Source organism: Streptomyces venezuelae (assembly GCF_008642275.1).
GTDB lineage: Bacteria > Actinomycetota > Actinomycetes > Streptomycetales > Streptomycetaceae > Streptomyces > Streptomyces venezuelae_E.
The window spans coordinates 4,113,040-4,132,855 of record NZ_CP029189.1 but is presented as its reverse complement, the minus strand read 5'-3'; the positions used below and the strand labels follow the sequence as shown (position 1 = coordinate 4,132,855).

17 protein-coding genes are annotated in these 19,816 nt (G+C 71.9%); 7 read left to right on the top strand and 10 right to left on the bottom strand.

Features of this window, described 5'->3' with window-relative positions; translation table 11 throughout:
• Positions 1-280 precede the first annotated feature (280 nt).
• From DEJ51_RS18290 to ssd, 7 genes are all read right to left on the bottom strand, one after another.
• Positions 281-619: an Rv3654c family TadE-like protein gene (locus DEJ51_RS18290; RefSeq protein ID WP_150258554.1), complete on the bottom strand. Its 339-nt coding sequence runs from the start codon at positions 617-619 to the stop codon at positions 281-283.
• Positions 616-1,002: a TadE family type IV pilus minor pilin gene (locus tag DEJ51_RS18285; RefSeq protein ID WP_150258553.1), complete on the bottom strand. Its 387-nt coding sequence runs from the start codon at positions 1,000-1,002 to the stop codon at positions 616-618. Before DEJ51_RS18285 ends, DEJ51_RS18290 begins: the two co-directional genes overlap by 4 nt.
• Positions 989-1,126, bottom strand: a complete 138-nt coding sequence (locus DEJ51_RS18280; RefSeq protein WP_309136814.1) for a DUF4244 domain-containing protein — start codon at positions 1,124-1,126, stop codon at positions 989-991. Before DEJ51_RS18280 ends, DEJ51_RS18285 begins: the two co-directional genes overlap by 14 nt.
• A 109-nt stretch (positions 1,127-1,235) precedes the next feature.
• Positions 1,236-2,012, bottom strand: coding sequence for a type II secretion system F family protein (locus DEJ51_RS18275; RefSeq protein ID WP_150258551.1), 777 nt, complete (start codon positions 2,010-2,012; stop codon positions 1,236-1,238).
• The gene (locus DEJ51_RS18270; RefSeq protein ID WP_223835862.1) at positions 2,012-2,896 is read right to left on the bottom strand and encodes a type II secretion system F family protein; all 885 of its coding nucleotides are present in this window, start codon (positions 2,894-2,896) and stop codon (positions 2,012-2,014) included. The genes DEJ51_RS18275 and DEJ51_RS18270 overlap by 1 nt, the downstream gene beginning before the upstream one ends.
• Entirely contained in the window at positions 2,893-4,041 is a 1,149-nt protein-coding gene (locus DEJ51_RS18265) for a TadA family conjugal transfer-associated ATPase (protein WP_150258550.1), read from the bottom strand. Before DEJ51_RS18265 ends, DEJ51_RS18270 begins: the two co-directional genes overlap by 4 nt.
• Complete coding sequence (gene ssd, locus DEJ51_RS18260; RefSeq protein ID WP_150258549.1) at positions 4,038-5,144, bottom strand: septum site-determining protein Ssd; 1,107 nt, start codon at positions 5,142-5,144, stop codon at positions 4,038-4,040. Before ssd ends, DEJ51_RS18265 begins: the two co-directional genes overlap by 4 nt.
• A 540-nt stretch (positions 5,145-5,684) precedes the next feature.
• Here ssd and DEJ51_RS18255 point away from each other — a divergent pair.
• Positions 5,685-6,560, top strand: coding sequence for an HAD family hydrolase (locus DEJ51_RS18255; protein WP_150258548.1), 876 nt, complete (start codon positions 5,685-5,687; stop codon positions 6,558-6,560).
• Positions 6,561-6,983: 423 nt separating this feature from the next.
• On the opposite strand, the gene DEJ51_RS18250 is transcribed toward DEJ51_RS18255, so the two are convergent.
• Complete coding sequence (locus DEJ51_RS18250) at positions 6,984-7,805, bottom strand: oxidoreductase (RefSeq protein WP_150258547.1); 822 nt, start codon at positions 7,803-7,805, stop codon at positions 6,984-6,986.
• A 109-nt stretch (positions 7,806-7,914) separates the two neighbouring features.
• Between DEJ51_RS18250 and DEJ51_RS18245 the strand changes: the two genes are divergently transcribed.
• Complete coding sequence (locus tag DEJ51_RS18245; RefSeq protein ID WP_150258546.1) at positions 7,915-8,937, top strand: ATP-binding protein; 1,023 nt, start codon at positions 7,915-7,917, stop codon at positions 8,935-8,937.
• Here DEJ51_RS18245 and DEJ51_RS18240 read toward each other — a convergent pair.
• Positions 8,891-10,198 (bottom strand): hypothetical protein, encoded by a 1,308-nt coding sequence (locus DEJ51_RS18240; RefSeq protein ID WP_150258545.1) that lies wholly within the window; start codon positions 10,196-10,198, stop codon positions 8,891-8,893. The genes DEJ51_RS18245 and DEJ51_RS18240 overlap by 47 nt on opposite strands.
• Before the next feature lie 235 nt (positions 10,199-10,433).
• On the opposite strand from DEJ51_RS18240, the gene DEJ51_RS18235 reads away from it, so the two are divergent.
• The 5 genes from DEJ51_RS18235 to DEJ51_RS18215 all read left to right on the top strand — a co-directional run bounded on the left by DEJ51_RS18235 (position 10,434) and on the right by DEJ51_RS18215 (position 18,208).
• Complete coding sequence (locus DEJ51_RS18235; RefSeq protein WP_150258544.1) at positions 10,434-12,896, top strand: SulP family inorganic anion transporter; 2,463 nt, start codon at positions 10,434-10,436, stop codon at positions 12,894-12,896.
• A gap of 159 nt (positions 12,897-13,055) precedes the next feature.
• Positions 13,056-15,053, top strand: a complete 1,998-nt coding sequence (gene acs, locus DEJ51_RS18230) for an acetate--CoA ligase (protein ID WP_150258543.1) — start codon at positions 13,056-13,058, stop codon at positions 15,051-15,053.
• Between the two features lie 246 nt (positions 15,054-15,299).
• Positions 15,300-16,733 carry a Na+/H+ antiporter NhaA gene (gene nhaA, locus DEJ51_RS18225; RefSeq protein WP_190620461.1) on the top strand — a complete coding sequence of 478 codons (1,434 nt, stop codon included), beginning with the start codon at positions 15,300-15,302 and terminating at the stop codon, positions 16,731-16,733.
• 60 nt (positions 16,734-16,793) lie between these two features.
• On the top strand, positions 16,794-17,252 hold the full coding sequence (locus DEJ51_RS18220) for a phage holin family protein (protein ID WP_150258541.1): 459 nt from the start codon (positions 16,794-16,796) through the stop codon (positions 17,250-17,252).
• Complete coding sequence (locus DEJ51_RS18215) at positions 17,249-18,208, top strand: alpha/beta fold hydrolase (protein ID WP_150258540.1); 960 nt, start codon at positions 17,249-17,251, stop codon at positions 18,206-18,208. Before DEJ51_RS18220 ends, DEJ51_RS18215 begins: the two co-directional genes overlap by 4 nt.
• Before the next feature lie 403 nt (positions 18,209-18,611).
• Here DEJ51_RS18215 and DEJ51_RS18210 read toward each other — a convergent pair whose 3' ends face one another.
• A complete protein-coding gene (locus DEJ51_RS18210) occupies positions 18,612-19,814 on the bottom strand; it encodes a MarP family serine protease (protein ID WP_150258539.1) in 1,203 nt (400 codons plus the stop codon).
• Positions 19,815-19,816: the final 2 nt, after the last annotated feature.

The following is a 19,816-nucleotide window of genomic DNA, read 5'->3' as shown; positions in this document are numbered from 1 at the left end:
CTCCGAGGCCTCCGAGGCCTGACGGGACCCCGCCCCGGCTTTGCGGGGCCCGGCGGGACCCCACGAGGCCTGGTGGGATCCCCCGGGGCCTGGTGGGGCCCCGTGGCCCCGCGTGGCCGCACGGGCCCTGAAGCGACCCGCCGGGCCCGCCGCGGCCTGACGGGATCCGACGCGGGCTGACGGTCCCCACCGCGGCCGGCCCCGCAGCCCACATGGCCCCACATGGCCCCGCGTGGCCTGCTGCGAGCCGCCGAACCGACGCGGCCGCGGGCCCGGAGCCTCAGCCCGGCGCTCGGGGCGGGCCCGACCGGGCCTGCATCGACGCCGTGAACGGGCCGGCCGCGACCCGGGCGGTGACCTCGGCGACCTCGCCCCGGAGCAGGCATCCGCCGAGCGCCGCGTCCTGCGCACGTGCCACCCGCAGGGCCGCCGCACAGGCCGTCTGCGGCCCGTGGGCCCAGGTGACGGCCGCCGCGAGCGCCGCCAGGTCGGCGGCCGCGGCCGCCCGGTGACGGGCCACGACGGCCTGGCCGAGCAACAACACCCCGCCGAACACCGCACCCAGCACCGTCGCCACCAGTGCCGCCCAGACCGTGGCCGAACCCCGGTCCCGGCTCACGGCGGCGGCCCCACGCTGTCCTCCGCCAGGGCCACCGCCTGCGCGCCGAGCCGTACCGGCAGCCTGTCCGGCCCGGGCGCCTGCGCCGCCACCCGGACCCTCCAGAGGTCTCCCACCCGCACCAGCTCCACCCGCGCCCCCGGTGGGGCCGCCTCCCGGGCCGCCGCCTCCGCCACCTCCACCGGCTCCGACCTGGCCGCCGCCCGGGCTCCGGCCCGGGCCGCGTCCACACACCGGATCTGCGCGGCCGCCGCCATCAGGGCCCACACCAGCAGCGCCGCGAACAGCACCAGGGCCGGAATCACCAGGGCGGCCTCCGCCGTGACATATCCCCGGTCGGATTTCCGCCGGGCGCCGCGTGACCCACCCTCAGAACGGCACATCGAGTGCCTTTCCGATGGTCGACTGAAGGGCCGTGGCGACGACTTCGCTCGTCACCACCTTGTAGAGGACGGCCGCGAATGCGCAGGCCGCGATCGTGCCCATCGCGTATTCCGAGGTGGACATCCCCCGGTCTCCCCCGCGCCCCCTGAGCGCCGCCCGCACACGAAACCAGATGATCCTCATGACAACCTCCTGTGTATTTCCGCTGTTGGTGCCTGTGGTCATTGCGACTTCAGGTGTTCGAGAGAAGTCCCGCGGCCATACCGATCACCACCGGTGCGACCCCGATCGAGAGAAAGGCGGGGAGAAAACACAGCCCCACCGGCGCCGTGACGAGAACCGCCGCCCGCTGCGCCCTCGCACCTGCCGTGCGGGCCCGGTCCTCCCGCAGTCCGGACGCGAGCCGGGAGACCGGTTCCGCCGCCGGTGCCCCCGTCCGCGCGGCCCGCTCCAGGCACTCCGCGAGCGCCCGGGCACCAGGTATCTCCGCCAACCTCCCCCACCCGGCGCCCGGTTCGCCGCCGAGCCGCAGTTCCGCCCCGGCCCTGGCCAACCGGTCGCCCACCGGGCCGCCCAGCGACTCCCCCACCACCTCGGCAGCCTCCACCGGACCCGCCCCGGCCGCCAGACACGCGGCCAGCAGGTCTGCGGCGAACGGCAGCTGACGCTCCGCCTCCCGTGGATCCACGCCGGCCGGCGGTCGCACCCTGGTCCGCCGGCGCCGCACACCGAACGCGGCCAGGGCGCCGACCGCCACACCCGTCACCCCGCCTACGAGCACCCAGCCCGCCAGCAGTGCCCCGGCCGGCCCGGCCCACGCGGCCACCACACCCCTCAGCGCGGAGCCGGACACCGGCGCGCGCAGCCCTGGTACGGCTCCCAGCAAGGCCGAGGTCCTGCGTCTGACCGCCCTCGTACGGACGCGCGCCGTCACCTCCGACACCAGCCACAGCGCGACCACGGCCAGGCAGACGGCGATCCCCAGCCTGTGGACGACGAAACCGCCCATCACCGCTCCCCCGCTCGCACGATCCGCCGGCACCACGCCAGCCCGAGCCCCTCCAGCACCCCACCGGCCAGCAGGCAGCCCCACCCCATCGGCGTGTGCAGCAGCACCCGGAGCGGATCCGCGCCCAGCCCGGTGCCGATCAGCAGCCCCACCAGCGGCAGCAGGGCGAGCACCAGCACCGTCGACCTCGCCCCCGCCAACTGGGCCCGCAGCGACTCCTGCCTGTCCCGCTCGGCCCGCAGGGCCCCCTCCAGCCGTTCCAGTCCGGCGGCCAGTCCCGCACCACCGTCCACGGACACCCGCCAGCAGGCCGCCATCCCGGCCAGCCCGTCCGCCCCGGGCTCCCGCGCAGCCTGGCGCAACGCCCCGGGCACATCCCCGCCGAAGGCCGCCGCGGCCAGCACGCCCGTCTCCGCAGCACCCGGCCCGCCGGGGCCGACGGCCGTCCTGCGCATCGCGGCCGTCAGCGCCTGCCCGGGCTGCGCTCCCGCCCGGAGCTCTCCCACCACCGCCCCGCACAAGGCCACCACTTCGGCGGCCCGCGCCGCCCGGGCCCGCTCCCGCGCCCGTACCCGTAGCCACCGGCGCACCAGAGGCACCGCAGCCGCCCCCGCCAGCAGCGGGATCACCGACCCGCCGAGCACCGCGACCACCAGCCCGGCGGCGAGGCAGAGCCACTCCCGCCACCGCACCGCCCGCACCCGTACCGCGATCAGCAGCCGCTCCCTGCGCAGCGGACCGACCGGAGCCGCCGGACCGCCCGCGGCGAGCACCACCTGGGCCCGCCGGGACACCCGGTCGCCGCCGGCCAGCCCCCAGGCGGCCGCCCCGGCGCACAGCACCCCGGCGAACAGCGGCACCGGCAGCCACGCCCCCGCGCTCACCGGACGCCCCGCAGCAGCGGGCGAAGCCGTTCCCAGCCTCGCTCCCGTACGAAGCCCCGGGCGTCCCAGCGCAGCGCCGGTACGGTGACCACCAGTCCGGCGGCGTCCCGCTCCAGCACGTGCACCTCGGCCAGTCGGCGCCGCCCCTCCCGGTCCCGGACCAGGTGGAGCACCAGGGTCAGCGCCGCGGCCAACTGGCTGTGCAGGGCAGCCCGGTCGAGCCCCGCGGCCGTGCCGAGCGCCTCCAGCCGGGCGGGGACATGGGCCGCGGCATTGGCGTGGACCGTTCCGCAGCCACCCTCGTGCCCGGTGTTCAGGGCGGCGAGCAGGTCCGCCACCTCGGCGCCCCGCACCTCGCCCACCACCAGCCGGTCGGGCCGCATCCGCAGCGCCTGGCGGACCAGGTCCGCCAGGGTGACCAGACCCGCCCCCTCCTGATTGGCCGGCCGGGTCTCCAGCCGCACCACGTGCGGATGGTCGGGGCGCAGCTCGGCCGAGTCCTCTGCCAGTACGATCCGCTCACCGGGGCCGACCAGCCCCAACAGGGCACTGAGCAAGGTTGTCTTGCCCGTTCCGGTGCCGCCGGAGACGAGGAACGACAGCCGGGCCTCGACCATGTCCCTGAGCAGTCGGTGCCCACCCGGCGGCAGTGTCCCCGCGGCGACGAGCTCCTCCAGCGTGAACGCCCGCGGCCGCACCACCCGCAGCGAGAGGCAGGCGGAGCCGACCGAGACCGGGGGCAGCACGGCATGCAGCCGGGTGCCGTCGGGCATCCGGGCGTCCACCCAGGGCCGGGCGTCGTCCAGGCGCCGCCCCGCGACGGCGGCCAGCCGCTGGGCGAGCCTGCGCACGGCCTCGGCGTCGGCGAAGGTGACCGCGGTCAGCTCCAGCCCGCCGCCGCGGTCCACCCACACCCGGTCGGGGGCGGCCACCAGCACATCGGTGACGCCCGGATCGGCGAGCAGCGCCTCCAGCGGGCCAGCGCCGACGAGCTCGGACCGTAACTCGGCCGCCACACCGAGCACTTCGGCATCTCCGAGCAGTCTGCCCTGCGCCCGCAGGGCCGCCGCCACCCGCGCCGGGGTCGGCTCCGCCCCGCTCTCGGCGAGCCTGCGGCGCACCGCGTCCAGGAGCACCGCGCTCATGCCGGCACCCCCTGGGCGGAGCCGAGGGCGCGCTGCCAGAAGCCGTCGCAGAAGCGGGCCAGCGCACTCTTTCCCTGGATCCCCGGCGGTTCCCCCTCGGCGACCCGCCCCGGCAGTCCCACCTCGACCGGCACCTCCCCGGCCAGCGGTGCCCCCAACAGGTCTGCCACGGACTCCGGATCGAGGCCGCCCGGGCAGCGCCCCCGTACGACGACGCGCACGTCCCGGGCCACCATCCGCACTCCCGCCGCCACCCGGCCGGCGGCGGCCACCGACCGCAACTCGCCCGGCACCACCATCAGCACCAGGTCGAGCTGGGCCAGCACCTCGGCCACGGGCTCGTCGACGCGCCGTGGGAGGTCGACCACCACCACGCCGCCCCGTCGGCGCGCGGCGGCCACCACGGACCGGACGGCGGAGGGCGGCACCACCACCCGGTCCCCGCGGTCCCAGCTGAGCACGCGGAGGTCGTGCAGCTCGGGCAGGGACTCCTCCAGCGCTCCGGCGCCGACCCGGCCGCGCGAGGCCGCGAAGTCCGGCCAGCGCAGCCCTTCGGCGCTCTCACCCCCCAGCAGGACGTCCATGCCGCCGCCGAGCGGGTCGCCGTCGATGAGGATGGTCCGCTCCCCGGCGCGAGCGGCCCGCAGGGCGAGCGCGCAGGCGAGGGTGGAGGCTCCGGCGCCGCCGCTGCCGCCGATCACCCCCACGGCGAGGGCGGGCCGCCCGGCCCCCTCCACGACGTCGGCGATGCGGTCGACGAGCCGGTTCTCGGCGTCGGGCAGCCGCAGCACCTCCTCGGCGCCGATCTCCACCGCCCGTTGCCACACATGGGGGTCGTCCAGGTCCCGGCCGACGAGGAACACGCCCGCCCTGCGCGGCGCCCCGCGCACCCGCCGGGCGGCGTCGTCGCCGACCAGCACGAGCGGTGCGGATTCCCATCCCGCGCCCCCTGTCTCCCCGCCCGCCCCGCCGTGCCCGGGAACCGCGTGGTGCACGTGCGGCTCGGCGCCCGCCGCGGCACACAGCCGCAGCAGATCGTCGAGCAGCAGCGGGTCCTCGGTGATGATGAGCGGCCGCCCGCCCCCGGGTGCGGATCCGGCCACGGATCCGGGTCCCGGGCCCGCCCCGACCCCCGTCCCCCTTCCGCCGACCACGGACTCCGGCGTTTCACACGACTTCGATCGAGCCACGATCTCCGCCCCCTTCTCGCTGCAAATGCTTCCGCCACGGACTTCGCGGCTGGAATCACCGTGCAGCGATCAGGAAAAAGAAGTGGATCTTGTCGGATAACTGTGGACAACCCATCGGTTGTGAATAACCCCGTCACCCTCTCAGGTGAGTTCCGGAGCGCGGCGGAACCGCTACGCACCGTCACGAGTCTGATGTGGTGAGGGCCTTCGCCGCGACGGCCCCGCACAAGAGGAGGGGCCGGAGGATGGTCACTTGGGGCCGAAGGCAGGGACGCGAACCGCGTCCGGACATGCGACGACCCCCGCCGGGGGGGAGAGCGGGGGTCGTCCCCACGGTCCGACTCGGGGGGGGGAGGAGCCAGACCGGGTTAGCACGGTCGCGAACGATCCGTGACTTCCATGGTGTACCCGAGAGCCTTCTCAGGCAAACCCACGCGCCACACCTTACGCCGAATGGTGGGCGCATATGCTCGGGGCGTGGAAAATCAGCCCTTGCCGCACTCCTCGCCTCGCACCGCAGCCTTCTTCGACCTGGACAAGACGGTCATTGCGAAGTCGAGCACCTTGACGTTCAGCAAGTCCTTCTACCAAGGCGGCCTGATCAACCGGCGAGCCGTGTTGCGCACCGCGTACACGCAGTTCATCTTCCTGGCCGGCGGCGCCGACCACGACCAGATGGAACGAATGCGGGAGTACCTGTCCGCCCTCTGCAAGGGATGGAACGTGCAGCAGGTGCGGGAGATCGTCGCCGAGACCCTGCACGACCTCATCGACCCGATCATCTACGACGAGGCCGCGTCCCTGATCGAGGCCCACCACACCGCGGGCCGCGACGTGGTGATCGTGTCCACCTCCGGCGCGGAAGTCGTCGAACCCATCGGCGAGATGCTCGGCGCGGACCGGGTCGTCGCCACCCGCATGGTCGTGGGTGAGGACGGCTGCTTCACCGGCGAGATCGAGTACTACGCCTACGGACCCACCAAGGCGGAGGCGGTGCGCGAGCTCGCCGAGTCCGAGGGGTACGACCTCTCCCGCTGCTACGCCTACAGCGACTCGGCCACCGACGTCCCGATGCTCGAAGCGGTCGGACACCCGCATGCCGTCAACCCCGACCGGGCACTGCGGCGGGAAGCCGTGGCACGCGAATGGCCGGTCCTGGTCTTCAACCGGCCCGTGCGGCTGAAGCAGCGTCTCCCCGGGCTGTCCATGCCCGCCCGGCCCGCCCTCGTCGCCGCGGCGGCCGTGGGGGCGGCAGCCGCCACGGCCGGGCTGGTCTGGTACGCGAGCCGGCGCCGCGCCCATGCGCTGGCCGCGGCTCGTTCTGTCTGAATGTCCTGACCTGCGCGGATAAGGCCTGTCCGGTTCGCCCCTCGTCGCCCCGGAAAGTAAAAAGTGGAGCGAGGGGTTTCGCATGGCTCCGAAGCGGAGTACAAATAAAGCAACGGCCCGCGAGACCAAAGAACATCCGAGAGGATCATCTTTAAAACGCAGTAAGGCCCACGGACCGAAGCATGAGCGCCGAGCACCCACGCGACGTCGACCCGTCGATTACGGGCCAGCCGCACCAGGTGACGGGCAAAGACCCCGACCTGATGGGCAACTATCGAGGACGCTTGGTAACTGGGCGTGAATGCCAGCGGCGACACCAAAGCAAGACGGTGTCGCCGCAACCCATGTCCGGGCCCGAAAGCCCCCAGGTCCGGGCGCGGAAGCCCCGGTCACACGGCCTGACGGGCGGGCGGAACGACCGGCTCAGGCCGCGCCGCGCTGCAGGGCCTCGCAGACCGCCGTCGACTCGCGGACGCCGAGCTCGACCGCCCGGCCGCAGTGCGCGATCCAGGCGGACATGCCCTCCGCCGTCCCGGAGACGTAGCCCTCGAAAGCGGCCAGGTAGGCGTCGCTCCCCTGCTCGGCGTGGCCGACCTCCGCCGGGCAGATGGCCTTCGGATCCAGCCCGCTGTTGATCAGGACGATCCGCTCGGCCGCCCGTGCGACCAGCCCGTTGCACGAGGCGAACGGACGCAGCGCCAGCAGTTCGCCGTGCACCACCGCGGCCGTGATCAGAGCCGGGGCCGAGCCGCCCGCGATGATCAGACGGGAAAGCCCGTCGAGCCGGCCTGCCACCTCCTCGGCACTCGGCAGCGGGAGCTCGACCAGGGGCTCGGTCACCGGCTCGCCGGCCAGCCGGGGGCGGCCCACCACGTCACCGTCCGCCGTCGACCCGCACGCCACCAGATGCAACCGCGCCAGCACCCGCAGCGGCGACTGCCGCCAGATACTCAGCAGCTGGCCTGCCTCCGCCGTGAGCCGCAGCGCCGCACCCACCGTCAGCGCTTCGGGCTCCGACCCGAAGTCGGTGCGGCGGCGCACCTCTTCCAGCGCCCAGTCCGCACCGGACAGCGCCGCACTCCCGCGGGCGCCGCGCAGGGCGGCCTCCGAGGTGATCTCACCGCTGCGGCGGCGCATCACCCGGTGCCCGTAGACGCGGTCCACGGCCTTGCGTACGGAATCCACGGACTCGGCGACACCAGGCAGCCCGGCCACGGGGGCCAGCGGGTCAGAAGCGCTACTCATAAGTAGGGAGCCTACGCACTGCGCACCCATAGCACCGACCCCTCCTTGGAGTGGTCTTCTTCACTCACCTTGACAACACAGCGCTATCGACCCGCTACGCTTTGTGAACATGAAGATCGCTTTCGTAGGAAAGGGCGGCAGCGGCAAGACGACCCTGTCCTCCCTCTTCATCCGCCACCTCGCCGCCAATGAGGCCCCTGTCGTCGCGGTGGACGCCGACATCAACCAGCACCTGGGCGCCGCGCTCGGGCTCACCGAGGAAGAGGCCGCCGGGCTGCCCGCCCTCGGCGCGCACCTGCCCCTGATCAAGGAGTACCTGCGCGGCTCCAATCCGCGCATCGCCTCCGCCGACACGATGATCAAGACCACTCCGCCCGGCCGGGGCTCGCGTCTGCTGCGCGTCACCGAGGACAACCCGGTCTACGAGGCCTGCGCACGCACGCTCCTGCTCGACGGGGAGCCCGTACGGCTCATGGCCACCGGCCCGTTCACCGAGGCCGACCTGGGCGTGGCCTGCTACCACTCCAAGGTCGGAGCGGTCGAGCTCTGCCTCAACCACCTGGTCGACGGCCCCGACGAGTACGTGGTCGTCGATATGACAGCCGGCTCGGACTCCTTCGCCTCCGGCATGTTCACCCGCTTCGACGTGACCTTCCTGGTCGCCGAACCGACCCGCAAGGGCGTCTCCGTCTACCGCCAGTACAAGGAGTACGCACGGGACTTCGGGGTCGCGCTGAAGGTCATCGGCAACAAGGTGCAGGGCCCCGAGGACATCGAGTTCCTCCAGGACGAGGTGGGCGAGGACCTGCTGGTCACCGTCGGGCACTCCGACTGGGTGCGGGCGATGGAGAAGGGCCGGCCGGCCCCCTTCGAGCTGCTGGAGGCCTCCAACCGGTTCGCCCTGCAGGAGCTCCAGGACGCCGCCGACGACTCCTACGCACACCGCGACTGGGCCCGGTACACGGAGCAGATGGTGAGCTTCCACCTCAAGAACGCGGAGAGCTGGGGCAACGCCAAGACCGGGGTCGACCTGGCGGACCAGGTCGACCCCGGCTTCGTCCTGCGCGAAGGGGCCGAGGCGCTCGTCAGCCCTCGTCCGCACTCCCCCCGGCCGGCTCCGCAGCCGGCTTGACGCCTGCGGGGGCGGCCGGCGCCGCCGGCGGCCCCGCGGTCAGGAACTTCGCCCAGCCCTCCTTCGGCGCCTCGCCGACGTCGAGGGTGCGCATCCACTCCAGGGCCTTGGGGTCCTGTGCGTCGAGCCAGTCCGCCAGCTCCCGGAACGGGACGCAGCGGACCTCCTTCTGCGTGCACATGGTCTTGATGGACTCCTCGACGGCACGCATGTAGGTGCCGCCGTTCCAGGACTCGAAGTGGTTGCCGATGATCAGCGGCGCACGGTTGCCCTGGTAGACGCGGTCGAAGGCCTCCCGCAGGCCGTCGCGCATCTGGTCACCCCAGTACGCGTGCTGGGAGGGGTCGCCCTGCGAGGTCGTCCCGGACTGGTTGACCATGTAGTTGTAGTCCATGCTCAGGGTGTCGAAGGCACGCCCCGGCATGGGTACCAGCTGGAGCGGGATGTCCCAGAGCCCGTCCGTCTTCTTGGGCCAGATCTGCTTGCTGATGCCGCTGGAGTCGTAGCGGAAGCCCATGTCCTTCGCCGCCAGCATGAAGTTCTTCTGACCTTCGAGGCAGGGCGTGCGGGCGCCGATGAGTTCCTTGTCGTAGTTGAACGGGAGCGCCGCCTGGTCCTTCAGGCCGGAGTTGGTCTTCCAGTTCTTGACGAAGGACTTGGCCTGGTTGATCTCGCTCTTCCACTCCTCCACGGACCAGGTGCCGACGCCGCCGTCGGGGCCGCAGAAGTGCCCGTTGAAGTGCGTGCCGATCTCGTTGCCCTCCAGCCAGGCCGAGCGGACCTGGGTGGCGGTGTCCTTGATGCCCTGGAGGTCGCCGAAGCCGATGTCGGAACGGCCGGGCTCGTGCTGGGGCGCCGTATAGAGGGAACGTTTCTCCTCCGGGAGCATGTAGACGCCGCTGAGGAAGTACGTCATGCGGGCGTTGTACTTCTTGCCGACCTCGCGGAAGTGCGAGAAGAGCTTCTGGCTGTCCTCGCCGGCCCCGTCCCACGAGAACACCACGAACTGCGGCGGCTTTTCGCCCGGCTTGAGCTTCTGCGGCTTCTGCACGTTCGGCTGGGTGCCGGTGTACGCGGTCGAACCGTCACCGATGGGGCGGTTGACGCTTCCCGGAGCCTCCGGGGCGGCGGCGCCCTTCAGCGCGTTCGGCGCCCCGGGAGCCGGGGACTTGGCGGGCTCCGAGGTGCTGCACCCGGCGGCTCCCAGGACCAGCGCCGTGGCGACCAGGCCGCCGGCGATCTTCTTCGTGGCGGCGATCATCCGCCCCACCTCTCCCTCGCAGTTCCATCGCAGGACTTCCGCGCCGCAACGTCCCACGGGGTCGACTTCGAAGAAGGTATGACAAGCCGGACAAAATGCTTAATCACCCCTGAGCGCTAATTCATAGGCCATTTGCCCGTATTATTCACCGCTCACCTTTACTCTCCATTACCATTCCATTACTGAGTGTTGAGACTCCCGCCGCTTCATCCCTCCCCAGAGGAGACGGGACCCCATGACAGCCACCTCCCCCTCACGCACCACCCCACAGATCCGCAAGGACTTTCCCGCAGATCTCTCCGCCTCCATCGCCGTCTTCCTGATCGCCCTGCCCCTCTCGCTCGGCATCGCCCTGGCCACCGGCGCACCGCTCCAGGCGGGGCTGGTCGCCGCGGCGGTCGGCGGGATCGTCGCGGGGTGGCTCGGGGGTGCCCCGCTCCAGGTGAGCGGGCCCGCGGCCGGACTCACCGTGGTCACGGCCGAGTTGATCCAGCGTTACGGATGGCGCACCACCTGCGCGATCACCGTGCTCGCCGGTCTCTGCCAGCTGTGTCTCGCCGCCCTGCGCACGGCGCGGTCGGCCCTCATGGTGAGCCCGGCCATCGTGCACGGCCTGCTCGCCGGAATCGGCGTGACGATCGCCCTCGCCCAGCTGCACATCGTGCTCGGCGGCAATCCCCAGAGCTCCGCCGTGGCCAACGTCCGGGGGCTGCCAGCCCAATTGGCCGACCTGCATCCCGCGGCACTCGGAGTCAGCGCCCTGACCCTGGCCGTCCTGCTCGCCTGGCCGTGGCTGCCCGGACGGGCCGGCCGGGTCCTGCGCAAGGCCCCCGCCGCGCTGGCCGCCGTGGCCGTGGCCACCGCTGCCGCCGCGCTGGCCGGGCTCGCCCTGCCCCGGGTGGACCTGCCCTCCTGGCGCAGCCACGCCCTTCCCGAGCTGCCCGACGGCCCGGTCCTCGGCATCCTCGCCGCCGTCCTGACCATCGCCCTCGTCGGCAGTGTGCAGTCCCTGCTCTCCGCGGTCGCGACCGACAAGCTGATCGCCTCCGAGCGGCGTACGGACAACCGCCCCCCGCGTACCGACCTCAACCGTGAGCTCTGGGGGCAGGGTGCGGCGAACATCGTCTCCGGGGCGCTCGGCGGACTGCCCGTCTCGGGTGTGGCCGTCCGGAGCGTGGCCAACGTCAAGTCCGGTGCGGTCAGCCGGAGATCGACCATGCTGCACGGCCTCTGGGTGGTGCTGGCGGCCGGCCTGCTCGTCCCGGTCCTCGACCTGATCCCGCTCGCCGCGCTGGCCGCCCTCGTCATGGCGGTCGGCATCCAGATGGTCAGCATCACGCACCTGCGCAGCGTCACCCGGCACCGCGAGGTCCTGGTCTACGGAACGACCATCGTCGCCGTGGTGCTCGGCGGGGTCCTGGAGGGCGTGGCCATCGGTATCGCGGTGGCCGTCGCGCTGGCCCTGCACCGGCTGGCCCGTACCCGCATCACCGTGGAACAGCTGGAGGGAGGCGCCCACCGGGTCAGGGCACGAGGGCAGTTGACCTTCCTCGCGGTGCCCCGGCTGAGCCGGGTGCTGAACCAGATTCCGCACCACGGGCACGCGGTGGTCGAGCTGGACGGCTCGTTCATGGACCACGCGGCCTACGAAACGCTGCACGACTGGCAGGATTCCCACCTGGCGCACGGGGGCTCGCTGGAGGTCACCGGCCGCGCCGGATCGTCGGCGCGGCTGCCCGAAGCCGTGGCCGGAACCGTGCCCGGAGCCGCGCCCGGAGCCGCGCGCGACGACGGGTCCGACGGCGGACCCCACGGCGGAAGCCACCGCGCCGACCGGTCCCGCCGCGCGCCGCATCGCGGCGCGCACCAGTGCTGCCGCCCCTGGACGCCCTGGCAGAACCACTGCGACCACCGCCCGACCGGAACCCGTACGACCACGGCCGCGGACGCGGCCGAGGCAGCCGCGGCGGCCACCGAGGCGAAGGCGGAGGCCGCCGGGCAGAACGGCTCGGCCGCGCCCCGGCGGCGCGGCGCGGGCCAACTGGCCAGCGGGATCGGCGCCTTCCAGCGCGACACCGCGCCCCACGTGCGGGACGAGCTGGCCCGGCTGGCCCGCGAGGGGCAGCGGCCCTCCCAGCTCTTCCTCACCTGCGCGGACTCCCGCCTGGTGACCAGCATGATCACGGCCAGCGGGCCGGGCGACCTGTTCACGGTCCGCAATGTCGGCAATCTGGTCCCGCTGCCCGGCGCGGAGTCCACCGACGACTCCGTCGCCGCGGCCATCGAGTACGCCGTGGACGTGCTGCAGGTGGACAGCATCACGGTGTGCGGGCACTCGGGCTGCGGTGCCATGCAGGCCCTGCTCTCCTCCACGCCCGGCGCCCCGATGACCCCGCTGCGCCGCTGGCTGAAACACGGACTGCCCAGCCTGGACCGGATGGCCAGCCGCCACCACGCCTGGGCCCGGATCTCGGGCAGGCTCCCGGCGGACGCGGTGGAGCAGCTGTGCCTGACCAATGTGGTCCAGCAGCTGGAGCACCTGCGGGCCCATGAATCGGTGGCCAGGCGGCTCGCCGAGGGCACCCTGGAGCTGCACGGGATGTACTTCCACGTGGGTGAGGCGCAGGCGTATCTCCTGTCCGAGGGTGAGGACTTCTTCGACTGCAGGGTCTTCGACAGCGTCGGCCAGCACGCCTGAACCGATACCCTCCCGTATTCGTGCAATCGTTTGGCCCCTCCCCGCCCCTGCAGCGGGGAGGGGCCGTTCGCACTCCGTTCTCGCGCGGGCCGGATCGTGATATAGGTCTAAACCAATTCTCGGCTACCCCTTGTCACCTGGGCCGCTGACTGATGAGCTATGCCCGGGGACACAACGGACACCCTGGGAAAGGGAGATGTCGTGAGCAATGAGAGCCTGGCCAATCTGCTCAAGGAGGAGCGGCGGTTCGCACCGCCCGCCGATCTGGCCGCCGCCGCCAACGTGACCGAGGCTGCGTACACACAGGCCGACGCGGACCGGCTGGGCTTCTGGGCCGAGCAGGCCCGGCGGCTGACCTGGGCCACCGAGCCGACGGAGACGCTCGACTGGACGAACCCACCCTTCGCGAAGTGGTTCGCGGACGGCAAGCTCAACGTCGCGTACAACTGCGTGGACCGCCACGTCGAGGCCGGCAACGGCGACCGCGTCGCGATCCACTTCGAGGGCGAGCCCGGCGACAGCCGGTCGATCACCTACGCCGAGCTCAAGGACGAGGTCTCCAAGGCCGCCAACGCCCTGACCGAGCTGGGCGTCGAGGCCGGCGACCGGGTCGCCGTCTACCTGCCGATGATCCCCGAGGCGGTCGTCGCGATGCTCGCGTGCGCCCGCGTCGGCGCCGCGCACTCCGTGGTCTTCGGCGGTTTCTCCGCCGACGCCGTCGCCTCCCGCATCCAGGACGCCGACGCGAAGCTGGTCATCACCGCCGACGGCGGCTACCGCCGCGGCAAGCCCAGCGCCCTGAAGCCCGCCATCGACGAGGCCGTCGCCAAGTGTCCGCAGGTCGAGCACGTGCTCGTCGTACGCCGCACCGGCCAGGACACCGCCTTCACCGAGGGCCGCGACGTCTGGTGGCACGAGGCGGTCGGCCGGCAGTCCGCCGAGCACACCCCGCAGCCCTTCGACGCCGAGCACCCGCTCTTCATCCTCTACACCTCGGGGACCACGGGTAAGCCCAAGGGCATCCTGCACACCTCCGGCGGCTACCTCACGCAGGCCTCGTACACCCACCACGCGGTGTTCGACCTGAAGCCGGAGACCGACGTCTACTGGTGCACCGCCGACATCGGCTGGGTGACCGGGCACTCCTACATCGTCTACGGGCCGCTCGCGAACGGCGCCACCCAGGTGATGTACGAGGGCACCCCCGACACCCCGCACCAGGGCCGGTTCTGGGAGGTCGTCCAGAAGTACGGGGTCACCATCCTGTACACGGCGCCCACGGCCATCCGTACGTTCATGAAGTGGGGCGACGACATCCCCGCGAAGTTCGACCTGTCGAGCCTGCGCGTCCTGGGCTCGGTCGGCGAGCCGATCAACCCCGAAGCCTGGATCTGGTACCGCAAGCACATCGGCGGCGACCGCTGCCCGATCGTGGACACCTGGTGGCAGACCGAGACCGGCGCGATGATGATCTCCCCGCTGCCGGGCGTCACCGACACCAAGCCGGGCTCCGCACAGCGCGCCCTGCCCGGAATCTCCGCCACCGTCGTGGACGACGAGGCCCACGAGGTCCCGAACGGCGGAGGCGGCTACCTGGTCCTCACCGAGCCGTGGCCGTCGATGCTGCGCACCATCTGGGGCGACGACCAGCGGTTCATCGACACCTACTGGTCGCGCTTCGAGGGCAAGTACTTCGCGGGCGACGGCGCCAAGAAGGACGACGACGGCGACATCTGGCTGCTCGGCCGCGTGGACGACGTGATGCTGGTGTCCGGCCACAACATCTCGACCACCGAGGTCGAGTCGGCCCTCGTCTCGCACCCCTCGGTCGCCGAGGCCGCCGTGGTCGGCGCGAACGACGAGACCACCGGTCAGGCGATCGTCGCCTTCGTCATCCTGCGCGGCAGCGCCTCCGAGACCGAGAACCTGGTCGCGGACCTGCGCAACCACGTGGGCAGCACGCTCGGCCCGATCGCCAAGCCGAAGCGGATCCTGCCGGTCCAGGAGCTGCCGAAGACCCGCTCGGGCAAGATCATGCGCCGTCTGCTGCGCGACGTGGCGGAGAACCGCGCGGTCGGTGACGTCACCACCCTCGCCGACTCCTCGGTCATGGACCTGATCCAGAGCAAGCTCCCGGCTGCCGGCAGCGAGGACTGAGGACCGGGCCGAGGCACACCACCCGGGCCGCACGAGACGCCCGAAACGCCCGAGACACACCGGAAAGGGGCACCCGGCGCGCCGCGCCGGGTGCCCCTTTCGCACTTAAAGTGATGATCACCGGATAGGTCCTCGCGCGTGCCCTGTAAAATATTGAAAGCGTAAAAAGATCACGGGGTGCGCCGGGAAGTCTGGTCGGCAATGAGCTTCGCCATGCCGTCCAACCGCCCCCGGAGGTGTCCCCTCGTGGCCGCGCCCAGCCCCACCGACCACAAGAGCCCCAAGCTGCTCGGCCGCCTCTCGCTGCCCGAGCTCCGCTTCGTCGGCAACGCCCTGCGCGCCGAGACCGTCGGCGGCGTACTGCTGCTCGTGGCCGCGGTCACCGCCCTCCTGTGGGCGAACATCCCCGCGCTGTCGGAGAGCTACGCCGAGGTCAGGTCCTTCCACATCGGCCCCGCCTCCCTCGGACTGGACCTCTCGCTCCAGCACTGGGCGGCCGACGGACTTCTCGCCATCTTCTTCTTCGTCGCCGGCATCGAGCTCAAGCGCGAGCTCGTCGCGGGCGATCTGCGCGACCCCAGAGCGGCCGCGCTCCCGGTGATCGCCGCCCTGTGCGGCATGGCCGTACCCGCGGTGGTCTACGTACTCGTCAACATCCTGGGCAACGGCTCCACGGACGGCTGGGCGGTCCCGACCGCCACCGACATCGCCTTCGCGCTCGCCGTCCTCGCCGTCATCGGCACCTCGCTGCCGTCGGCCCTGCGCGCCTTCCTGCTGACCCTCGCGGTCGTCGACGACCTCTTCGCCATCCTGATCATCGCGGTGTTCTTCACCAGTGAGATCGACTTCCTGGCGCTCGGCGGCGCGCTCGCGGGCCTCGCCCTCTTCTGGTTCCTGCTCCGCCGGGGCGTCCACGGCTGGTACGTCTACGTGCCGCTCGCCCTGGTCGTCTGGGGCCTGATGTACAACAGCGGTGTCCACGCCACCATCGCCGGCGTCGCCATGGGCCTGATGCTCCGCTGCACCCGCCAGGACGGCGAACAGCACTCCCCCGGCGAGCACATCGAGCACCTGGTCCGGCCGATCTCGGCCGGTCTCGCCGTGCCCCTCTTCGCCCTCTTCTCCGCCGGCGTCTCCCTCTCCGACAAGGCCATCGCCCAGGTCTTCACCCGGCCCGAGACCCTCGGCGTGGTGCTCGGCCTCGTCATCGGCAAGTCGGTGGGCATCTTCGGCGGCACCTGGCTCGCCGCCCGCTTCACCAAGGCCGAGCTGAACGAGGACCTCGCGTGGCCGGACGTGCTCGCCGTGGCCTCGCTCGCCGGCATCGGCTTCACCGTCTCCCTCCTGATCGGCGAGCTCGCCTTCACCGACGACCCGGTCCTCACCGACGAGGTCAAGGCTGCCGTCCTGATCGGTTCGCTGATCGCCGCCTTGATCGCGAGCGTCATGCTCAAACTCCGCGACCGCAAGTACCGGTCCCTCACCGAGGCCGAGGAGCGCGACGAGGACCACGACGGCATCCCGGACATCTACGAGGAGCACAACCCCGAGTACCACCTGCGGATGGCCAGGATCTACGAGGACCGGGCCGCGGAACACCGTCGCAGGGCCGAGAACGAGTCCGCCACCGCGCCCCAAACCGCAGCCGGGTCCACCACCGAAGCCGACCGTCCGGCATGATCTGACTGACGACGCAGGACAGCCGCGCCGACCGGCAGCAGACGACAGAGGGAGAGAGCGATGAGCGCAGTGGACCAAGAGGCGCAGGGAGCCGAGCTCACACTCGGCCAGCTGGTCGCCTCGGCCACCGCCGAGATGTCCGCGCTGGTGCACGACGAGATCGCCCTCGCCAAGGCGGAGATCCGCGAGGACGTCAAGCGCGTGGGCAGCGGATCCGCCTCCATCGGCGCCGCGGGAGTGTTCGCGGTCTTCTCCCTCCCGGTGCTGACCTTCGCCGCGGCGTACGGGATCCACAACCTCGGGCTCGGGCTGGCGTGGTCCTTCCTCATCGTCGGCGGCGCGTTCCTGCTGATCGCGGGCGTGCTCACGCTGATCGCCGTACGGAAGTTCAAGAAGGTCAAGCCGCCGGAGAAGTCCATCGCCTCCGTCAAGCAGACCGCCGCGCTGGTCGGGACCGTCAAGCCGCACCCGCGGCCGGTGAGTGACAACGCTGTGGGTGTGGCACGCTCGTCCTCATGACAGCGCCCACGCCGGACCCCAGCGTTCCTCCCACAGCTGCCACGGCGGTACGGCTCGACCTCCCCGGCGGGCAGGCGGTGACGCACCGGGACGTCGCCGCGAACGGCGCCCGCTTCCACGTCGCCGAGCTCGGTGACGGGCCGCTGGTGCTGCTGCTCCACGGCTTCCCGCAGTTCTGGTGGACCTGGCGGCACCAGATGACCGCGCTCGCCGACGCCGGGTACCGGGCGGTCGCGATGGACCTGCGCGGGGTGGGCGGCAGCGACCGCACCCCGCGCGGCTACGACCCCGCCAACCTGGCGCTCGACATCACCGGAGTCGTACGGTCCCTCGGCGAGCCGGACGCCGCGCTCGTCGGGCACGACCTCGGCGGGTACCTCGCCTGGACGGCGGCCGTGATGCGGCCCAAGCTGGTGCGCCGGCTCGTGGTCTCCTCCATGCCGCATCCGCGCCGCTGGCGTTCGGCGATGCTGTCGGACTTCGGGCAGACCCGGGCGAGTTCGCACATCTGGGGCTTCCAGCGGCCGTTCGTTCCCGAGCGGCAGCTCGTCGCCGACGGCGGGGCGCTCGTAGGGGAGCTGATCCGGGACTGGTCGGGGCCGCGGCCGCCCGAGGACGAGGACCTGGCCGTGTACCGGCGGGCCATGTGCATCCCGTCCACCGCGCACTGCTCGGTCGAGCCGTACCGCTGGATGATGCGGTCGATGGCGCGGCCCGACGGGATCCAGTTCAACCGGCGGATGAAGCGTCCGGTGCGGGTGCCGACGCTGCACCTGCACGGTTCGCTCGACCCGGTGATGCGCACGCGCAGCGCGGCCGGTTCCGGTGAGTACGTCGAAGCCCCTTACCGGTGGCGGCTGTTCGACGGGCTCGGGCACTTCCCGCACGAGGAGGACCCGGCCGCCTTCTCGTCCGAGCTGGTGAACTGGCTCAAGGACCCCGAGCCGGACCGCTGACGCGACGACCGGCCGTTCCGCTGCCCGACGAGGCCGCGGAACAGGCCGGGTGACGGTCCGCCAGACGAGTCGTGCATCTGGGACCACCCCCTAAGGACGGCAGTTCGATCGTGCGCTTGTCCTACGAGCATTCAATTGCCTGGCGCATAGGCCAATTGGCCGCCCCTGACGGGGTTACGGACCTTGGGCCACGGGCAGAGCACGAAGTATGAGCTGGACGCACGACTACGGTGACACCGCGCACGAACGCCGCTCGGCAGCTACGCCGGGCACCCACGAGAGGGCCGGCCGACACGGCCACGACCTCCGCCTCGGGATTCCGCTCATCCTGCGCCGACGGGCCCGCTGGGTCTCCGCGCGCCTGCGCCACCCACGGACGTAGGGACCCGGCGGCCGCGGCGTCTCAGAGCGCGCAGCCCTGGCTGTCGACCCGGCGTACGGCATCCTTGCCGACCCGGATGTCGTCGCGGATCTCGTCCGTCGTCAGCACGTAACCGGTGTTGGGGTCGTCGAGGGACTTCGCGAAGACGACTCCGTACACCTTGCCGTCGGGCGTCAGCAGCGGTCCGCCGGAGTTGCCCTGGCGGACCGTCGCATACAGCGAGTAGACGTCCCGTCGCACCGTACCCCGGTGGTAGATGTCCGGACCGTTGGCGTTGATCCGCCCGCGGACACGCGCCGACCGGACGTCGTACCCGCCGTTCTCCGGGAAGCCCGCGACGATCGCGTCGTTGCCGCTCGCCGCGTCCTTCTCGGAGAACTCCAGTACCGGGGCCTTCAGCTTCGGCACGTCCAGGACGGCGATGTCGCGCGCCCAGTCGTAGAGCACGACCTTGGCGTCATACAGCCGGCCCTCGCCGCCGATCTGTACGGTCGGCTCGCTGACCCCGCCGACGACATGCGCGTTGGTCATCACCTTGCCGGGCGCGAAGACGAATCCCGTGCCCTCCAGCACCTTGCTGCAACTGGGCGCGGTACCGACGACCTTCACGATCGAGCGCTTCGCCAGCTCCGCGACGGGGCTGCTGGCGAGCGTCGGGTCGGGGGCCTTCACCTCGGTGATGGGCTCGTTGGAGAACGGGCTGAACACCTGTGGGAAGCCGTTGCGCGCCAGGGTGGAGCTGAAGTCGGAGAACCAGGTGTTCGCCTGCTCGGGCAGCACCCGCGACACCCCGAGGAGGACCTTGGAGTTGCGGACCTCCTTGCCCAGGGTGGGGAGCGAGGTACCGGCCAGCGCGGAACCGATCAGCCAGGCCACCAGCAGCATCGCGACCACGTTGACCAGGGCTCCGCCGGTCGCGTCGAGGGCGCGCGCCGGTGACCAGGTGATCTGGCGGCGGAGTTTGCTCCCGAGGTGGGTGGTCAGGGCCTGGCCGATCGAGGCACAGATGATGATCACGACCACGGAGATCACGACGACCGTGGTGGACACCTGGGTGCCGTCGTCCGTCACCCGGTCCCAGATCAGCGGGAGCAGGGACACGGCGAGGAGACCACCGCCGAGAAAGCCGATCACCGACAGGATGCCGACGACGAACCCCTGGCGGTAGCCGACGATCGCGAACCATACGGCGGCGAGCAGCAACAGGATGTCCAGCACGTTCACGT

Excerpts from the sequence above, each read along its gene's own strand:
- DEJ51_RS18285 (WP_150258553.1), bottom strand. The coding sequence starts at position 1,002 with ATGTGCCGTTCTGAGGGTGGGTCACGCGGCGCCCGGCGGAAATCCGAC.
- DEJ51_RS18280 (WP_309136814.1), bottom strand. The coding sequence starts at position 1,126 with ATGTCCACCTCGGAATACGCGATGGGCACGATCGCGGCCTGCGCATTC.
- DEJ51_RS18275 (WP_150258551.1), bottom strand. The coding sequence starts at position 2,012 with ATGGGCGGTTTCGTCGTCCACAGGCTGGGGATCGCCGTCTGCCTGGCC.
- DEJ51_RS18265 (WP_150258550.1), bottom strand. The coding sequence starts at position 4,041 with ATGAGCGCGGTGCTCCTGGACGCGGTGCGCCGCAGGCTCGCCGAGAGC.
- DEJ51_RS18255 (WP_150258548.1), top strand. The coding sequence starts at position 5,685 with ATGGTGGGCGCATATGCTCGGGGCGTGGAAAATCAGCCCTTGCCGCAC.
- DEJ51_RS18250 (WP_150258547.1), bottom strand. The coding sequence starts at position 7,805 with ATGAGTAGCGCTTCTGACCCGCTGGCCCCCGTGGCCGGGCTGCCTGGT.
- DEJ51_RS18245 (WP_150258546.1), top strand. The coding sequence starts at position 7,915 with ATGAAGATCGCTTTCGTAGGAAAGGGCGGCAGCGGCAAGACGACCCTG.
- DEJ51_RS18240 (WP_150258545.1), bottom strand. The coding sequence starts at position 10,198 with ATGATCGCCGCCACGAAGAAGATCGCCGGCGGCCTGGTCGCCACGGCG.
- DEJ51_RS18235 (WP_150258544.1), top strand. The coding sequence starts at position 10,434 with ATGACAGCCACCTCCCCCTCACGCACCACCCCACAGATCCGCAAGGAC.
- acs (WP_150258543.1), top strand. The coding sequence starts at position 13,056 with ATGCCCGGGGACACAACGGACACCCTGGGAAAGGGAGATGTCGTGAGC.
- DEJ51_RS18220 (WP_150258541.1), top strand. The coding sequence starts at position 16,794 with ATGAGCGCAGTGGACCAAGAGGCGCAGGGAGCCGAGCTCACACTCGGC.
- DEJ51_RS18215 (WP_150258540.1), top strand. The coding sequence starts at position 17,249 with ATGACAGCGCCCACGCCGGACCCCAGCGTTCCTCCCACAGCTGCCACG.